At 59.4% G+C, this 13,444-nt stretch carries 15 protein-coding genes; 3 read left to right on the top strand and 12 right to left on the bottom strand.

What is annotated here, in order from left to right:
- Entirely contained in the window at positions 1 to 1,068 is a 1,068-nt protein-coding gene (gene pdhA / locus F4V43_RS06175; protein ID WP_150457355.1) for a pyruvate dehydrogenase (acetyl-transferring) E1 component subunit alpha, read from the bottom strand.
- A 256-nt stretch (positions 1,069 to 1,324) separates the two neighbouring features.
- Here pdhA and F4V43_RS06170 point away from each other — a divergent pair, with 256 nt between their 5' ends.
- Positions 1,325 to 2,056, top strand: a complete 732-nt coding sequence (locus tag F4V43_RS06170) for an alpha/beta hydrolase (RefSeq protein WP_150457354.1) — start codon at positions 1,325 to 1,327, stop codon at positions 2,054 to 2,056.
- Positions 2,057 to 2,163: 107 nt separating this feature from the next.
- On the opposite strand, the gene F4V43_RS06165 is transcribed toward F4V43_RS06170, so the two are convergent.
- Entirely contained in the window at positions 2,164 to 2,649 is a 486-nt protein-coding gene (locus F4V43_RS06165) for a low molecular weight protein-tyrosine-phosphatase (protein WP_150457353.1), read from the bottom strand.
- A gap of 147 nt (positions 2,650 to 2,796) precedes the next feature.
- On the opposite strand from F4V43_RS06165, the gene F4V43_RS06160 reads away from it, so the two are divergent.
- Both F4V43_RS06160 and F4V43_RS06155 read left to right on the top strand, forming a co-directional pair.
- Positions 2,797 to 3,438: a thiamine diphosphokinase gene (locus F4V43_RS06160; protein ID WP_150457352.1), complete on the top strand. Its 642-nt coding sequence runs from the start codon at positions 2,797 to 2,799 to the stop codon at positions 3,436 to 3,438.
- A gap of 280 nt (positions 3,439 to 3,718) precedes the next feature.
- A complete protein-coding gene (locus F4V43_RS06155) occupies positions 3,719 to 4,219 on the top strand; it encodes a C40 family peptidase (protein ID WP_150457351.1) in 501 nt (166 codons plus the stop codon).
- Between the two features lie 29 nt (positions 4,220 to 4,248).
- Here F4V43_RS06155 and F4V43_RS06150 read toward each other — a convergent pair whose 3' ends face one another.
- The 10 genes from F4V43_RS06150 to F4V43_RS06105 all read right to left on the bottom strand — a co-directional run bounded on the left by F4V43_RS06150 (position 4,249) and on the right by F4V43_RS06105 (position 13,351).
- Positions 4,249 to 4,953: a response regulator transcription factor gene (locus F4V43_RS06150; RefSeq protein WP_191089493.1), complete on the bottom strand. Its 705-nt coding sequence runs from the start codon at positions 4,951 to 4,953 to the stop codon at positions 4,249 to 4,251.
- A 159-nt stretch (positions 4,954 to 5,112) separates the two neighbouring features.
- Positions 5,113 to 6,219 carry a ThiF family adenylyltransferase gene (locus F4V43_RS06145; protein ID WP_223879792.1) on the bottom strand — a complete coding sequence of 369 codons (1,107 nt, stop codon included), beginning with the start codon at positions 6,217 to 6,219 and terminating at the stop codon, positions 5,113 to 5,115.
- Between the two features lie 79 nt (positions 6,220 to 6,298).
- Positions 6,299 to 8,071: a serine/threonine-protein kinase gene (locus F4V43_RS06140; protein WP_191089492.1), complete on the bottom strand. Its 1,773-nt coding sequence runs from the start codon at positions 8,069 to 8,071 to the stop codon at positions 6,299 to 6,301.
- 163 nt (positions 8,072 to 8,234) lie between these two features.
- Positions 8,235 to 9,314, bottom strand: a complete 1,080-nt coding sequence (locus F4V43_RS06135; RefSeq protein WP_150457348.1) for an SAM-dependent methyltransferase — start codon at positions 9,312 to 9,314, stop codon at positions 8,235 to 8,237.
- Positions 9,311 to 10,093 carry an ABC transporter ATP-binding protein gene (locus tag F4V43_RS06130; protein WP_150457347.1) on the bottom strand — a complete coding sequence of 261 codons (783 nt, stop codon included), beginning with the start codon at positions 10,091 to 10,093 and terminating at the stop codon, positions 9,311 to 9,313. The genes F4V43_RS06135 and F4V43_RS06130 overlap by 4 nt, the downstream gene beginning before the upstream one ends.
- Positions 10,090 to 10,425 carry a thioredoxin domain-containing protein gene (locus F4V43_RS06125; RefSeq protein WP_150457346.1) on the bottom strand — a complete coding sequence of 112 codons (336 nt, stop codon included), beginning with the start codon at positions 10,423 to 10,425 and terminating at the stop codon, positions 10,090 to 10,092. Before F4V43_RS06125 ends, F4V43_RS06130 begins: the two co-directional genes overlap by 4 nt.
- 47 nt (positions 10,426 to 10,472) lie before the next feature.
- Positions 10,473 to 10,787 carry a cyclic-phosphate processing receiver domain-containing protein gene (locus F4V43_RS06120; RefSeq protein WP_150457345.1) on the bottom strand — a complete coding sequence of 105 codons (315 nt, stop codon included), beginning with the start codon at positions 10,785 to 10,787 and terminating at the stop codon, positions 10,473 to 10,475.
- Positions 10,780 to 11,661 carry a deoxyribonuclease IV gene (locus F4V43_RS06115; protein WP_150457344.1) on the bottom strand — a complete coding sequence of 294 codons (882 nt, stop codon included), beginning with the start codon at positions 11,659 to 11,661 and terminating at the stop codon, positions 10,780 to 10,782. Before F4V43_RS06115 ends, F4V43_RS06120 begins: the two co-directional genes overlap by 8 nt.
- The gene (locus F4V43_RS06110) at positions 11,651 to 12,466 is read right to left on the bottom strand and encodes an Fpg/Nei family DNA glycosylase (protein WP_150457343.1); all 816 of its coding nucleotides are present in this window, start codon (positions 12,464 to 12,466) and stop codon (positions 11,651 to 11,653) included. The genes F4V43_RS06115 and F4V43_RS06110 overlap by 11 nt, the downstream gene beginning before the upstream one ends.
- A 72-nt stretch (positions 12,467 to 12,538) precedes the next feature.
- A complete protein-coding gene (locus F4V43_RS06105; RefSeq protein WP_223879791.1) occupies positions 12,539 to 13,351 on the bottom strand; it encodes a TIGR01457 family HAD-type hydrolase in 813 nt (270 codons plus the stop codon).
- Between the last annotated feature and the right edge of the window lie 93 nt (positions 13,352 to 13,444).

Here is a 13,444-nt window from a genome sequence, read left to right as displayed (position 1 = left end):
TTATTGAAAATCGGCTTTTTGCTCTTCGAGATGCTGCGGTGTCTTTTCAAACATCGAGTCGAGCAGGCCGGCAATCGTCATTTTTTCGGTCTTCTCCGCTTTCTTGATCTCTTCGTTCACGGTCGCTTTCGCTTCGTCCTTCACGCGCTGCGTCTCTTCGTCGCTCCAGAGGCCCTTGGCTTCCAGATACTTGACTACACGCGCGATCGGGTCCTTCTCGCTCCATTGTCCTTCTTCTTCCTTCGTCCGGTACTTGCTCGCATCATCGGAGAGGGAGTGAGGACGGAAACGGTAGGTAACCGCTTCGATCAAGGTAGCGCCTTCGCCATTGCGGGCGCGTTCTGCGGCTTCCTGTACGGCGCGGATAACGGCGAACACGTCCATGCCGTCCACCTTAACGCCCGTGATGCCGGCGGCAACCGCTTTATGAGCAATCGACTTGGCAGCCGTCTGCTTCGCAAAAGGAGTAGTGATCGCATAGCCGTTGTTCTGCACAAAGAAAATAACCGGCAGCTTGAAGCGGCCCGCATAGTTCAAACCTTCATAGAAGTCGCCTTCGGAAGAACCGCCGTCGCCGGTATAAGTGATAACGACATTCTTCTCTTTCTTCAACTTAAAGCCCATTCCCAGGCCGATGGCGTGCAGGATCTGGGCGCCGATGATAATCTGCGGCGGCAGTACATTCACACCTTCCGGAATCTCACCGCCGTGTTGATGTCCGCGGGAATACAGGAATGCTTGATACAGAGGAAGTCCATGCCAGACGAGCTGGGGAATATCGCGGTAGCCCGGTGCGACGAAATCGCCCTTCTCCAGCGCGAATTCGCTTCCGACCATCGTTGCTTCCTGTCCGGAGACCGGAGCATAGAATCCGAGGCGGCCCTGGCGGCCAAGGTTAACGGCACGGTCGTCCCATGTGCGGGTAAAAATCATGCGGTAAGCGATCTGCTTCAGCTGTTCATCGCTGAGCTCGGGCATTTTATCCTTATTGATGACTTCTCCTTCCGGAGAAAGTACCGAAAGGGCTTCTACGTCCTCAGTGTACACTTCATAAGGAACTTTACTCATCATCTTCACCTCAACAAAAATATTTGAATATCAGCTGCCTCTGTTATAGAATTATTATACACCTGTTTCGTTCATTTCGTCAAAGAAATACGCATAAAATTTATGTTCTCAACGAATTTGTATGTATTACAGGTGTCTGGCAATCATATAACAGTTAACCCCTGAAAAACCCAAGTAAATGATTTTTGCCACAACCATCATTGTATCCTATTGCATGAGTCAATGCAAAAACGACAGGAAAGGTGTTGTTAGCGCCATGAACGAACCTGTTTTTCTGAAACGTACAATTGCCAAACATACCCTTCACAGCCGGCATCTCGGCGAAGACCGCAAGCTCCGCATCTACCTCCCGCCCGGCTATAATGAACTGCTCAGCTATCCGGTCGTCTACTGTCAGGACGGCGAGGAATTCTTCAACTTCGGACGAATCGCCACCTTGGCGGGTCAGCTTATTCTGGAAGAAGACGTGGAACCCTTCATTATTGTAGGGGTGGAAGTCAATGTAAAAACCAGAACGGCGGAGTACGCTCCTTTTGGCGACCGCTTCGATGCCTACCTGGCTTGCTTCGCTGAAGAAATTCTTCCCTATATAGAAGAGAATTATCCTGTCCGCCGGACGCCGGACGAGCGAATTATAGCCGGAGACTCGCTTGGGGGCAGCGTATCGCTGCATATCGCCCTGCGGTATCCGCATCTGTTCACCCGCATCCTGAGCCTTTCGGGCGCCTTCTATCCCGAGACCCAGGCATGGATCGAAGACGAGACCGACCTGTCACGTCTGAACCTTAATATGGTTGTCGGACTTCAAGAGACCGAATACCAGACCGACACGGGCCTTTATGATTTTGTCGAGATGAACCGGCTCACCCGGGATCTTCTCCTGGAACGCGGGGCCACCGTCGATTACCGGGAGAAGGACGGCAAGCACCTTTGGGGGTTCTGGCAGAATGAGCTTCGAGAGTCACTCCTTTATTTCTTAAACGCTTGAAACGCTTTTGATCGCCGAATTTATGAACATTTGGCAAAAACTTCGGAGCGTCAGGAGAAAGATGGCGCTTTCATTATTCTTGCGAGAGGGCTGCGGCCCTCTTTTGTCTATTCCCCGGCCGTCCGCTTCCCGGAGATTTCCTCTTTCAACCGGAATAACAACGCTTCACAGCCCGCATCTACCAATCGGTAAACTTCATCGAAGTTGCCGGTGAAATAGGGGTCCGGCACTTCACGGAACGCTTCGTCCGGCAGCAGGTCCATCAGTCCCATAATCCGCGCCCCGCTTCCGCCGGCCAGCTTGCGGACATTCGCCTCGTTCGAGCGGTCCATGCAGACGATAAAATCATACCGGTCCAGATCCTCCGGCTGCACGGTTCTGGCCACAAGCCCCGCATAGCTGATGCCATAGCGGTCCAGCAGCTCCCGGGTTCCGCCGTGCGGCGGCTTGCCGGTATGCCAGTCCCCTGTGCCGGCCGAATCCACCGAAATTTCCGCTTCAAGTCCGCTCTCTCTAATCTTGTGACGAAGCACCGCCTCCGCCATGGGCGAGCGGCAGATATTGCCGAGGCAGACAAACAATACGTTCAGCATCCTTCCCACGTCCTTTCCGCACCCGGTTGGGCGAGCGCACACAGCTTCATTCTAGCGTTCTGCACCGAATTGTACAACCTGTCCTTCTCAGCTATACTGTGGAGGAATTAGACGGCCATTGACTGGCACACAGGAGGAATACCAGGCATGTCTTCCCAACGGGTAGTAATCTTCGGCGGCGGCGAGCTGTCGGATGACTTTGTGGAGGTATTAAAGGAAGGTGATTTTGTAATCGGAGCGGACAGGGGGGCTTTGTTCCTGGTCGAGCATGGAATTTCGCCGCATACGGCTGTCGGCGACTTCGATTCGGTATCGGCGGAGGATCTGGAACGGATCCGCGAGAACAGCGGCAGTCTGATTGCCTGCGACGCCTTCGACAAAGATTTAACCGACAGCGAACTGGCGCTTGAGCTTGCCCTGGAGCGGCAGCCCGCCGAGATTCTTCTGGTCGGGGTTACCGGCTCGAGACTGGACCACTCTCTGGCCAGCATCCAGATGATGACCCGGGCGACCGACCGGCAGGTTGCATGCTCGCTGCTTAACCGTAATAACCTGGTGACTATCCTGAATTCCCATGCGGAAATTCAGGACCGGGGATATACCTATGTCTCCCTGCTGCCCTTGACTCCGGCAGTTACCGGCATCACTCTGCGCGGCTTTCTGTATCCGCTGGAGAACGCCACGCTCCGTCTGGGCCAATCGCTGGGCGTCAGCAACAAGCTGACCGGAGCTTCCGGGACTGTATCCATTACAAGCGGTCTCCTGCTGGTTATACAGAGCCGGGATTGAACCCGCAAGCTTCTAATAAATACAGGTTTGTAACCGGATTGCCCCACGACTCCACGCCCCGGAAATCCTTTATATTCAAGGGATTTCGGGGGTTTTTTGCTTTTTCCGGCCTTGTAAATATTAATTTTCTGTAACTTTTAATTGAATTTTAATAAAGCGTTTCCAACCCGCCCGGAGAGCCGGATTCACAGAGTCCATCCAATTATTAGGCTGTTTCGGACCTGTTATACTACGAATCAGCCGGGGCAGCCCGGACAATCATCACTGGAGGTACTACAGCATGAATAAGCAATATCTGATCCGCAAGGCTCTGATTATCGGAATGTGCACCGCTATGGGATTTACGGCAGTGGCCGCTTCCGGCGTCAGCACACCGACGGCAGCCGCCGCTACTGCAAGCACCGGCCAGAAGGTCGTCAACTTAGGCAAAACGTTCTTGGGAACCCCATATAAATTCGGAGCCGCAACCTCCACTACTCGCTATTTCGACTGCTCGTCGTTCACCAAATATATCTTCAAGAAGTACGGCGTCACGCTTCCCCGGACTTCCGCCGACCAAGCCAAGGCCGGACGGGCTGTATCCAAGTCCAATCTGAAGGCCGGCGATCTCGTCTTCTTCTCCAGCGGCAGCCGGGCCAACGGACGCAACGTAACGCACGTCGCCGTGTACATGGGCAGCGGCAAAATCCTGCATACCTACGGCTCGCCGGGCGTTACCGTCTCGAACCTGAATTCCGGCAACTGGAAAAAGACCTATCTCAAAGCGCGCCGCGTTCTCTAATACGGCCCTCGGCCTTTGAAAACCGATCTTTACGTCTGCGGCGCCTCTTCCGGCGCCCGGACTACATAACCGATACCCCGGACGGTATGAATCAGCTTCCGCCGCCGCCCTTTGTCCACCTTGACTCTGACATGGCGGATATAGACATCGACCACATTCGTGGCGGTGTGAAAGTCGTACCCCCATACCTCCCGCAGAATTTCGCCCCGGGAGCAGGTGTCCCCGGCATTGGACACGAGATAATACAGCAGAGCGAACTCTTTCGGCGTCAATTCCAGATCAATGCCGTCCCGGTAAGCTCTTCCCCGCTTCGGTTCAAGGCGCAGCCCGTCCAGCGTCAGGGGGACACCGCCTCTTCTCCGCCAGACCAGATGGATCAGATTGCGGCTCCGCGCCAGCAGTTCCTCAAGGTCGGCAGGCGTCGCCATACAGTCGTTGGCTCCCGCCTCCAGAGCCTGCACCACGGCCTCGGGACCCGTCCGTTCCGTAAGGACCAGAACCGGGAAGAAGCGGACGGAGCCCCGCCACTCTTCAACGAGCGGCCAAGCCGTCCAGCTTGCCGGATCGGCGAGCTCTACGACCAATACCGCCGCTTCTCCGCTCTGGAGCTTGAGCCGGAATTCATTCAAGTCTTCGCACGGGAAGAGACGGAATCCGTCTTCAATGCAAGCTGTCCGCAGCCCCCCGGGCGGAGCCTCGCCCCGCTCACTGTACCATACCAGCACCTCGTCCATTCTTGTGCGCTTCGCCTTCTTTGGTTCCCGGCTCCTCCGGGAACGGCTGTATTTGGCGGTAGCATTCCCCGAGAAGAGGCGAAGCATACGCACAAGCTCTGTCCGCGCTCCCTTGCATTCGTCAAGGGAGCGTTCTTTGTTAGCGCCCCTTGCGGCGGCTCAGCCGAAATAGCGGTGATAGAGACTGCGCGCCACGGCCGGATCGCTTGTCCCGTGAACCAGCGCCCGGCCGTCGGCGAAGATAACGATCCGGTAAGCCCCCTCGGTGTAAGTGACGAGATAGGGATTGCGCTCGACCCGGCCCGCCCCGAGCCGCGCCAGCCGGTTCGCCGTCTCTTCAAGCGGCACGGAGGAGCGGACGGCGGGTCTGATCTGAACCGTGTCGCGGCCGCAGAGCGCCTCGCTGCGCTCAACGCCGCCTGCCGACAGATAAGGGTAGGAACGCTTGTCCCCGCAGGAGGGACAGGACGCTTTTCTCGCCGAAGACACCCCGAAGGCCTGATGCTCGTTCCGCCACATATCGAAGGTCAGGAGTTGGCTCCGCAGCGCCTCCCGCCGCCCGCCCAGCAGCTTGAGCGCTTCGCCTGTCGCATGGGCCGCCACAAGCTGCACCGCTTGCGGAAGAATGCCCGCCGTATCGCAGGTATCCCCTCCGAGCGGTACCGTTCCCAGCAGGCAATTCAGGCAGGGCGTCTCCCCGGGAATCACCGTGTAGGTGATGCCATAGCTGCCGACGCAGGCGCTGTAAATCCACGGAATCCGGTACTTTTGCGCCAAATCGTTCAGAATGAGACGGGTATCGAAATTATCGGTTGCATCCAGGATCAGATCTGTGCCGGGCAGCAGTTCTTCCAATTCCTCTATCCGGGCGTCGGCGACATGCGCCTCGACCGTGATCTCCGAGTTCAGCTGCATCAACCGCCGCTTCGCGGCTATCGCCTTGGGCGTCCGGCTCCTTGCATCCGCTTCGGTGTACAGCTGCTGACGCTGAAGATTGCTCCATTCCACATAGTCCCGGTCAACAAGAACAAGCCTTCCGGCTCCGCTTCTGGCGAGCGTCTCGGCCATTCCGGCTCCGAGAGCCCCCGCTCCGACAATCAGCACCGAAGACGCTCCCAGACGCTTCTGGGCCTCCGCGCCAAAGGGAGCAAAGCGAATCTGCCGCGAATACCGGCCGTTCCGCCCCTCGTTCGGGTCCGGATTGTTCACCGGGGCTTCTTCCGCTCCCCGTCCGGCTCCTGCTTCCATCTCCCGCTCTGTGCCCATGACCGCCAGCCCCTCTCTTCCGCTTATTAAAAGGAATTTTACCATACCCCGCCGCTCTTTTTGTATGGCGAGTTTCACTCTAAGACTGCTGCCACTCTCCGGATCTGCGGCACGATGCCCGGCCGATTGCCGGGCGAAGCAGGCGCGCCAGCGCGGCTTCCAGCTCGCCGCCCCGCCGGAACGGATCGCTCTGACAGGGCAGCGGCAGCACGGGCACCCCAAGCGCCCGGCGAAGCAGAGCCGCCGCCTGCGGGGTGCCGAGCGGCAGCGCCACAGCCTGCCGCCCCGCACCGGGCGTCCCGGCGGGCGCCAGCCGCCGCCGCAGCCAGCGCAGCGACTCGCCGATCCGCCAGTCGGCGGCCGGCGCGAGCAGGATTTGCAGGCCGCATTCACCGATGCGGCCCTCCGTCCCCGGCGCCGCTTCGCCGGGCGCCGAGCCCAGATCGACGACGGTGAAGGCATAGCCGTCGTCCGGAGGCAGCCCGCCGCGGTGCCCGCCGCGGCAGGCATAGTCGACGCCGCCGAGGCGCACCGGGCCGGGCACCGGCCCGGCCTGCTCCGGCGGCGGGAGGTCATCGCCGGCCGCCCACTCGGCGATGACGCGCAGAACGGCCGACTCCGGGCGGTCGTCGACCCAGAGCGTCGAGCCCCGGCGCGACAGAAGCGCGGCCATCGCCAGCGACGCATGGGTGACGCCGATGCCGGGCGCGGCGCCGAGCAGACCGATGCGCAGCGGTTCACCATGCGCAGCGTTCGCCGCCTTCCGGGGCCGGCAGCCGTCTGAAGACCGTCCTTCCGCTCGGGAGAAGCGGGCTTCTGCGCTGTCCGTCCGTCCTCCGGCCGGATTGATCCAGGACGGATTGGCGCCGGCCGGATTTCCTCCGGCCGCATCGCCGCGAAGCAGGGAACGGAGGCTCCTTCTGCCGGAGACTTCTGCTGCGCATGTTCTTATGTTGTCCGCTTCCGCATGGCCGCCTGCCATTCTCTCCGCAGCCTTCCGCCCGGCTTCACGGTCTGCTGCCCTAAACGGCCGGGATCGCAGGGAGCCCGCCGCCGCCATCACCTCCGCAGCGCTCTGGAACCGGTCCTCCGGCCGATGCCGCAGCAGCCGGCGCAGAACCGGAATCCAGCCTTGAGGCAGACGGCCCGCCAGCCGCCGCTCCATGCCGCCGCTCCACTGGCTGTACTGTCCGCCGGTAGACAGGTACAGCAGCAAGGCTCCGAGTCCGTACAGATCGGAACGGGCGTCGGTCTGCCCGCCGGTGTACTGCTCGGGAGCTGCAAAACCGACCGTTCCAAGCTTGACCGTATCGTCCCCCGCCCCGGCCTTGAAGCTGCGCGCGGCCCCGAAGTCGATCAGCATCACTCCCCGGTCCGGCGTCAGCATCAGGTTGGAAGGCTTGATATCCCGGTAAATGACCGGAGGACGCTGCCGGTGCAGATAATCCAGCACCTCCAGCAGCTCCATGCCGATTTCGGCGATCTCTTCTCCGGGCAGGCAGCCTCCGCACTCGTTCAGCCAATCCGACAGGGTAAGCCCTTCGATATATTCCATAACCAGATAGGCCCGTCCTTCACCCGGCGGCCGGATCCAATCCGCCATCCGCGGCAGCCGCGGATGCCTAAGCACACTCAGCAGCCGCGCCTCCTCCTCCGCCAGGCTCCGGTTTCTCTCCTGCTCAGCTCCATCGCCCGGCGGGTCTGCAATCTCCTTCACAGCCCACCGGGCTCCAGGCAGACGCATGTCTTCGGCCAGATAAACATAACCTGCTCCCCCTTGCCCGATCCTCCCGATGATCCGGTACCTCTCCCCCAGCCGGTCGCCCGGCTGCAGGGACGTCTGCTCTTTCACGCGCCCATCCCCTCTCTTTCCACATAAAAAAAGCATCCCTTCTCTCCGCCTTGGCGGAAATGAAGGGATGCTTTCCCGTATATGAGGACCAGTATACTTCGCGGTCCGCCGCAAGTCCATGAGAGAAATCAACGATATGCGGTCCGTCTATGAATTCAATCTATTAATATTTAATCATATGAATAGTCACTTCATCGCGATTGTGGAACAGCTGCTTGATCCGCTGGATCTGCATCCGCTCTCCTTCAAAGATCGCCGCGATCTCCCGTATGAGCGCCAGCGGCTTCTTGTAGAGCAGCTTGACCGTCACAACCGCCGTCCCGCCCGGCGCCAGACTGTAGAGCAGGCCGCTGACCAGCTTGGCCATCAGCTTCGGACTCCAGCTCATATCGCAGACCAAGAGGTCGAATTCATTCTCCCGGAATTTGACTTCGCCGGCATTCTTCCGCAGCACTTTCAGGCCGGGATGACCTTCCAGCGATTCATGCATCCGGGCCGGATCGACCGCCGTGACCTGCATTCCCCGTTCCAGCAGAAAAGAAGTCCAGCCGCCGGGCGCCGCGCCGATATCCAACGCCTTGCGAAAGTGCCCGAACGGGATGCCGAATTCCTTCTCGGCCTCCATCAGCTTGAATTTCGCCCGGGAAATCTGGCCTTCCTCGCGCTTGAACCGAATGGCGCCGCCGTTCCAGTCCGACAGATTATCCGCCGGTCTCGATACCCCGGCATACAGCCCGGCGGCTCCGGCATAAACCGAGATCGTCCATTCCGGCTCATCCACCGTGAACTCGCATCCCAGATCGGCGAGCCGCTCCTGAAGCCATTCCCGCAGCTCGCCGGGGCTCTCCTTCCAGAACGCATCGTCGCTACGGCGCGCCTGCAGCGCCACCCGCTGGCCTTCAAGCTCGCTCCGCCGGTTCAGGTAGACGGCAAGACGCTCCAGCGCCTCATGGGCAGGCTCATCCTGGAACTGCACCGGCATCAGATGGCGCAGGAAGATCGGCGGCTGCTCCTGAAGCGTCCTTACTACCTCGCCTGCTTCCTGCGGCAGCGTTGCCAGGAAGATCTCGGCGGGAAGCAGCGGCGTACTCTTGACCGCTCCGAACAGACGCCGCAGCTCTTCCTGCGCATAGGGGGCAAAGCCGTGGTTCGCGGTACAGATGAATCGCGACGCAGCCGCTGCCCCAGCATTTCCGCCTTGTTCCTGCTCTTGTTGTTTCACATTGCTCTCCAACTCGTTCAACTGGGAATTCCTCCAGGTTTCATTTTTATCCAGGGCCGTCCGTAGGCCCATTCCAGGGCAATCGGCAGATCGTAGACACGGTTCAGCATGTCTTCGTTCAGCACTTCTTCCTTCGGGCCCGCTCCGGCCAGCCGGCCGCCATGAATCAGGGCGACATGGGTGAAGAGCGGCATGATCTCTTCGACATGGTGCGTGACATAGACCACGCCCGTATCGCGGCGGCGGAGCTTATCCACCTCCGCCAGCATTTTTTCCCGTTCATACAGATCCAGACCGGCGCAGGGCTCATCCATTATCAGCAACTTCGGATCGACCATGAGGCAGCGGGCCAGCATCGCCTTTTTCCGTTCGCCCTGGGAGAGGCTTCCGAAGGCATGGTGCGCCAGCGGTCCCAGCTTCATATCCTCCAGCAGAGCAAGCGCCTTCTCTTTCACTTCCTGCGGGATGCGCTGATAGAATCGGAGATAGGCAAAAGCCCCGGTCGCCACCACTTCCCACACGGGGTCCCGCAGCGTCAGCTTCTCCATCAGCGAGGGACCAATATAACCGATCTCCTTGCGCACCTCGCGCAGGTCCACCTCCCCGTAAGTATGGCCCAGAACAGTAACCGAGCCGCTGCTCGGGAACAGGTAGCCTGTCATCATTTCCAGAAGTGTCGTCTTGCCCGAGCCGTTTCGCCCCAGAATTACCCAGTTCTCGCCCGGCTGGATCTCAAGCGACACATCGTCCAGGATCAGACTGTCCTCCCGGCGAAGCGTCAGATGCTCCAGTCTTATCATGTTGCGGTTCCCCTCCTTATGTAATCCAGGATATGCTCTACCGACTGTACGGCATAGAGGACGGGCTCTGCAACGGACCGGTCTTGCCGGACGGCAAGCAGTGCGGGAACGCTGGATATCCTCAGGCTCTGCACGAAGGCCGGCATCCGGTTGACATCCGCCCGGATCAGTTCCACTTCTTCCGGGAGCAGATGGCCCGCTATGTCCAGCATGCGAAGCGCCACTTGGCAAGTCCCGCAGAAGGGAGAAACGGCCAGAATCGCCAGCGGTGTTCCCGGATTCTCAAGCTTCTGAAGCAGCTCCTGCTCGTCCAGCTCCCTGATCGTCAACATAGTCACCCTCTTCCCGGCTCATACGGATCATACGGACCATAACCGGCTCATTCCTTCGGCTCCGGCAGCGGACCGTTGTGCAGAAGGGTCCCTTCCGGAATATTGGGGTAGAGCGTTTCGAACATCTCCTTGCGCCCAGCCAGACTGGAGGTATGGAGATAGATCCGCTTCGGATACAGCCCTTCCAGCACCAGACTGCGCGCCACATCGCCGCCCGTACGGTCCGAAGGACCCATATCATAATCCAGCGACAGAATTCCGACCTCGCATTCTCTCAGCATAAGCAGGCATTCCTCCGTCGTCCGGGCCAGCGCGAACCCGGCCGGCGGCCGGCGGTAATCATCCATGAAGATATTAATCATGCGGGCTGTCTCCTGTCCGCCAGGAACGAACGAGACCGATCTCCTGCCGGTGCGTGCCGTCCGGTCCGGGCTCTGTCTCCAGCACCGCGATCGCTCCAACGACCGGCGGCGACGTCAGGAAGCCGCGCAGCGCTTCCGCTCCGATTTGGCCTTCTCCGATCCGGGCATGGCGATCCCTGCGCGAGCCGAAGCCGTACACAGAGTCGTTCAAATGAACAGCCGCCAGTCCGGACCAATACCCGAGCCGGTCGCCTTTCTCCAGCAGCTCCCCGGTACGCTCGGGATTCCACAACCCGGATGCATACGCATGGCAGGTATCGAAGCAGAAGCCCACCTTCTCGGGATACCGGCATAATTCGCGGACCTTGACGAGCTCTTCCAGCATCGCCCCTTCGGTTCCTCCCTGGCCCGCCTGGTTCTCCAGCAGCAGCCGGCAGCGCCCGCGCCAGCCGTCCAGGCTCTCATTGATACATTGTATAATATTTTGATAGCCTTGTAACGGATCGTTCCCCTTGAAATGCCCGAAATGCACGACGATGCCCGCCGAACCGCAAGCCTCCGCGATTTCAAGATCGTTGCGGATGGAGGCGGTCATGACCGGGCGCGGCACCGAATCGGCCGGACCGGCAGCCGGATTGGTCGGGTACGGCGTATGGGCGATGGATTGAATTCCTTTGTCCAGACCATAGACGGCACAGCGGGCCGCATCGGCAGAATCGAAAGCTTTGGGACGCAGACTCCTCGGATTCTTGGGAAAATACTGATAAGCGCCCGCACCGCTCTCCCAGGCTCTTCTGGCTGCGGCGGCATAGCCGCCGCGGGTGCTGACATGCGCCCCCACACCCTCCCGGGTGAGGGCTTTCTCAGCGGTCATGCTGACAGTCCGGACAGTAGAACACCTTGCGCCCCGACAGTTCCTCCTTCAGAATCGTCCCGCCGCACCGGTAGCAGGCTTCGCCGCCTCTGTCATAGACCAGACAGCGGTCATTGTAACGGCCCGTGACCGTATCGCCTTCCATAAAAGGCATCTCCATATAGCCTCCGATATCGGTCGCATTCCGCAGGACGGTACCCGCCGCCTCATATAGACGCCCGAGCGCATCATCCCCCAGCCCCTGGACCGGAGAATCCGGGCGAAGCCCTGCCTGAAAGGCGATCTCGTCCGAATAGCAGTTCCCGATACCGGCAAACACCGTTTGGTTGACGAACATAGTCTTCAGCGCTCCTCTTCTGCCCCGGACTCTCTCCTTGAAGCGTTCGGCGCTCATGCGCCGGTCCAGCAGCTCGGGTCCGAGCTTGGACAGCGCCGCTTCCGTCTCCTTGACGGACAGCAGGTGCAGATAACCGAGCCGGAGTCCCATCATGTACAGCCGGTTCTCGCCGAAGACAATTTCGATCTGCGTACTCCGCAGCGGACGCTGATCTTCGGTTCCATAGAACAGGAGGCCGCCAAGCATTAAATGCAGCAGGAGCCGCCGTCCGTCGCTCAGATGGAACAGCAGGTGCTTGCCGCGCCTTTCGACGAAGATGATCCGCGCGCCCGGCAGCGTCTGCCGCAGCACATCCGCCTCGACGTTCAGACTCTTCTCCCGGTTGACGATGACTTCCGTAATCGGCTTGTTCAGAATATGCTGCGACAGCAGTCTTCGGTAGTTCTCCATTTCCGGCAGTTCGGGCATGGTCGTATCTTCCCCTTTGTCTCTGATTGCTTACTTCGATTGTTGTCCTCCGGATAAAAGGCTCGTGCAGATTCACAGGTTCAGCAGTACAGCCAGTTCTTCCAGGTCGCTGCAAATATAATCGGGCTTTACGCCCGCTTCTTCCTGATACCGTTCCAGATTGCTGCTGTTCGTTATGCCCGTCAGCACCAGAATCGAGGTACAGCCCGCATGAACGCCTGCGGCTATATCCGTCCGCAGGTTGTCGCCGACCATAACCCCTTCTTCCGGCCGGATGCCGAGTCTTTCGGCGGCATAGGCGACAAGCGGCCGATTCGGCTTGCCGATGACCACCGGCTTCACGCCGCTGGCCGCTTCGATCGCCGCTCCAAGCGTACCCGCTCCGGGCATGATTCCGCCGTCGGTGGGAAGCATCAGATCCGGGTTGGTCAGTATGAAGCCTGCACCGGCTTGGATCCACCGGGAGGCTCTGGCCAACGATTCGTATGTAAAGGAACGGTCAATCCCCTGAACGACATACTGGGGCTCATCCTCGGTTATTTCAAGCCCTGCTTCCTTGCAGGCGGACCGCAGTCCTTCTTCTCCCAGTATCGCCACTCTGGCACCCGGGGATTCCTCTGAGATATACCGCGCAGCCGCCTGCGATGAAGTGCAGACCTCCTCCGCCTGCGCTTCAATCCCCATTTCGCGCAGATGGACGGCTACATCCTCCGGGGTCCGGGAAGAATTGTTCGTCACGAATAAGAAAGGAATGCCGGCCCTCCGAAGCTTCCGTATCAGAGCATCCGCACCGGCGATTATCGTCCCGCCTTGATAGAGCGTTCCGTCCAGATCAATTAATAACCCGCGGACAGGCGCCAATTGGTCCTGTTCCTTGTTCTTCATAAGGGATGGCCCCTTTCCTGCTGCTGTTCATTCATTTCATGTTATTAATATTACAACCCGTTAAATGAGAATCCGGCTCATTCTTCTCATCAT

This window comes from Paenibacillus spiritus (genome assembly GCF_008710135.1).
Classification (GTDB): Bacteria; Bacillota; Bacilli; order Paenibacillales; family Paenibacillaceae; genus Paenibacillus_AQ; species Paenibacillus_AQ glufosinatiresistens.
This window is presented reverse-complemented; position numbering and strand designations above follow the sequence as displayed.

Bases quoted from the DNA above. Each gene is read 5' to 3' on its own strand.
- F4V43_RS06145 (WP_223879792.1), bottom strand. From the start codon at position 6,219: ATGGGCACAGAGCGGGAGATGGAAGCAGGAGCCGGACGGGGAGCGGAA.
- F4V43_RS06125 (WP_150457346.1), bottom strand. From the start codon at position 10,425: ATGTTGACGATCAGGGAGCTGGACGAGCAGGAGCTGCTTCAGAAGCTT.
- F4V43_RS06160 (WP_150457352.1), top strand. From the start codon at position 2,797: ATGTCTTCCCAACGGGTAGTAATCTTCGGCGGCGGCGAGCTGTCGGAT.
- pdhA (WP_150457355.1), bottom strand. From the start codon at position 1,068: ATGAGTAAAGTTCCTTATGAAGTGTACACTGAGGACGTAGAAGCCCTT.
- F4V43_RS06120 (WP_150457345.1), bottom strand. From the start codon at position 10,787: ATGATTAATATCTTCATGGATGATTACCGCCGGCCGCCGGCCGGGTTC.
- F4V43_RS06150 (WP_191089493.1), bottom strand. From the start codon at position 4,953: ATGGACGAGGTGCTGGTATGGTACAGTGAGCGGGGCGAGGCTCCGCCC.
- F4V43_RS06105 (WP_223879791.1), bottom strand. From the start codon at position 13,351: ATGAAGAACAAGGAACAGGACCAATTGGCGCCTGTCCGCGGGTTATTA.
- F4V43_RS06115 (WP_150457344.1), bottom strand. From the start codon at position 11,661: ATGACCGCTGAGAAAGCCCTCACCCGGGAGGGTGTGGGGGCGCATGTC.
- F4V43_RS06165 (WP_150457353.1), bottom strand. From the start codon at position 2,649: ATGCTGAACGTATTGTTTGTCTGCCTCGGCAATATCTGCCGCTCGCCC.
- F4V43_RS06170 (WP_150457354.1), top strand. From the start codon at position 1,325: ATGAACGAACCTGTTTTTCTGAAACGTACAATTGCCAAACATACCCTT.
- F4V43_RS06130 (WP_150457347.1), bottom strand. From the start codon at position 10,093: ATGATAAGACTGGAGCATCTGACGCTTCGCCGGGAGGACAGTCTGATC.
- F4V43_RS06155 (WP_150457351.1), top strand. From the start codon at position 3,719: ATGAATAAGCAATATCTGATCCGCAAGGCTCTGATTATCGGAATGTGC.
- F4V43_RS06110 (WP_150457343.1), bottom strand. From the start codon at position 12,466: ATGCCCGAACTGCCGGAAATGGAGAACTACCGAAGACTGCTGTCGCAG.